The 1823-nt window shown below is 30.1% G+C and carries 2 protein-coding genes; one reads left to right on the top strand and one right to left on the bottom strand.

The annotated features are described in order from the left end of the window. Window positions 1–269 precede the first annotated feature (269 nt). Window positions 270–884 carry a hypothetical protein gene (locus C6H18_RS09340; protein WP_104722821.1) on the top strand — a complete coding sequence of 205 codons (615 nt, stop codon included), beginning with the start codon at window positions 270–272 and terminating at the stop codon, window positions 882–884. A 128-nt stretch (window positions 885–1012) separates the two neighbouring features. Here C6H18_RS09340 and C6H18_RS09335 read toward each other — a convergent pair whose 3' ends face one another. Further along, window positions 1013–1759 (bottom strand): extracellular solute-binding protein, encoded by a 747-nt coding sequence (locus C6H18_RS09335; RefSeq protein WP_104722820.1) that lies wholly within the window; start codon window positions 1757–1759, stop codon window positions 1013–1015. Between the last annotated feature and the right edge of the window lie 64 nt (window positions 1760–1823).

Below are 1823 nucleotides of genomic sequence, written 5' to 3'. Positions count from 1 at the left end.
AAAATGATAAAAAAAAATAAAATAACATAAAAAAAAAAGCAAAAAAAAAAAAAAAAAAAGTAAAAGTTGAAAAAAAAAATAGGCGTAAACCAAAACAAAAACATAATTCAATGAAAAATTATATTTGTAAAAAAGAAAAAAACTCAAAAGATAATGAAAAAGGTGTGGTGGATAGGGGTTGGTAGTTTTAGAAGTTTTAAAAAATGAGGTATGTTGAAGTAATTAAGGTGTAAAAAAAAGAGATTGAAAATAAAGAGGATTGGAGGTGAGTGGGGGGGGGGTATATTGTATGGGATAGTGATATTTTACCGCTTCAAAAGATAGATTTTTTTAGTATTTCTAAAGATTGTAAAAACACCACAGAATTTAAAGCCCTTTTTAACTACGGCACAGAAACCCATAAACCATATTTTAGAACTATGCAAACACTTTTACCGGATTTAAAAAAACGAGTAAATGTAAGTTTTATCGCAGAATATATGCCAATAGATGCTGTAAAAATGTGCGAATTGCTTGATAATATTGAGATGGCGCATAAAAAGCCTTTTTGGCAAGCAATTTTAGAATCTATTAGTTTGGAGGATTTGGCATTTTCAGGTTTTAGTGAGTTTGAAACTTATGGTAACTTTTTAGCATTGTATTACCCACAAAGCTTTAGTTTTAAAAAGCGTAGATACGATAGATTTGCCAAAGAGATAATAGGCGCAAATCCAAGCTCTAGGCAACTAAAATGGTATGGGAAGTATTATGAGATTATTGGTTTTGAATCTTGGAGTAAGACAAATACTATGGCTTTAAAATTAAGTAAAAATCCTTTTATATGCGCTATATTTTCACCAAAAGGACTAAGAAAACTTTTAAAGATAAAATATAAGCCATTTTAAGCTTTTGGTTTTATATATTTTACAATCACCTACTAATGGTAATAAATGATTTTGAAGGGTTTAAAGTATTTATTATGTTTGAGGTTATTTTAGAAATATTATTTGTATTGTAAAACAATTGAAGAGAATTATTCTCTCCAACCATATTTCGCAAAAATCTTTTTAGATTCTTGAGTGCTTAGAAAATCGATAAAATCATAAACTTCTTGATTAGAATTTTCTTTAGCCACGACATTTAGAGTTCTATATACTACTAAGTCTTTTTCTATGGCTACTGCGGTTCCTAAATCAGGATTGCTTTTTGCCCAATCACTCCAAGTAATCCACGCATCCGCCTTATCTTCTGCAAAGAGTCTTCTTGCACTACCGCTATTTGGAACAAAAGCCACGATATTGTTTCTAAAATTTTGGATAGTTTTAATATCTTGAGTTCTACCTATCATATCTTCCCAAACACCTGTTCCTGAAGTATTGCTTTTTCCTGCTCCTTCTGGGACAACTATTCTTACTTGTTTGTTGGCTAAATCTTTAAGATTTTTAATTTTTAAAGGATTACCTTTTTGCGTTAAGATAATAGCCTCTCTTAAATAAAGAGGTTTGATTTTATTGACATTAAAACTATCTCCAAAGTCAGTTGCTATTGCAAGAGCGGATTGATCTGAAGCACCAAATAAAATATCAGCGTCATTTTGTGCTTTTTCAAACCAAGTTGCTTGAGGTCCAAAATTAACATTGACTTTTACGCCCGTCTTTTCAGTAAATTTTGTAGCGGCTTCTTTTAACGCTGTATGAGGACCTCCGGGACCATAGAGATTAATATCTGCATAAGCAACACTTAGGCTTAAACAACTGATGAAAAAAATTAAGTATTTCATACTTACATCCTTAAAATTATAAAATAGAGCGGGATTATATTTTTTAAATTATTAAATAATAATT

The sequence above is a fragment of the Helicobacter mesocricetorum genome (assembly GCF_900198605.1).
Taxonomy (GTDB): Bacteria; Campylobacterota; Campylobacteria; order Campylobacterales; family Helicobacteraceae; genus Helicobacter_D; species Helicobacter_D mesocricetorum.
Note: the sequence above shows the minus strand (reverse complement) of the source record. Positions and strands in the feature narration are given on the sequence as shown.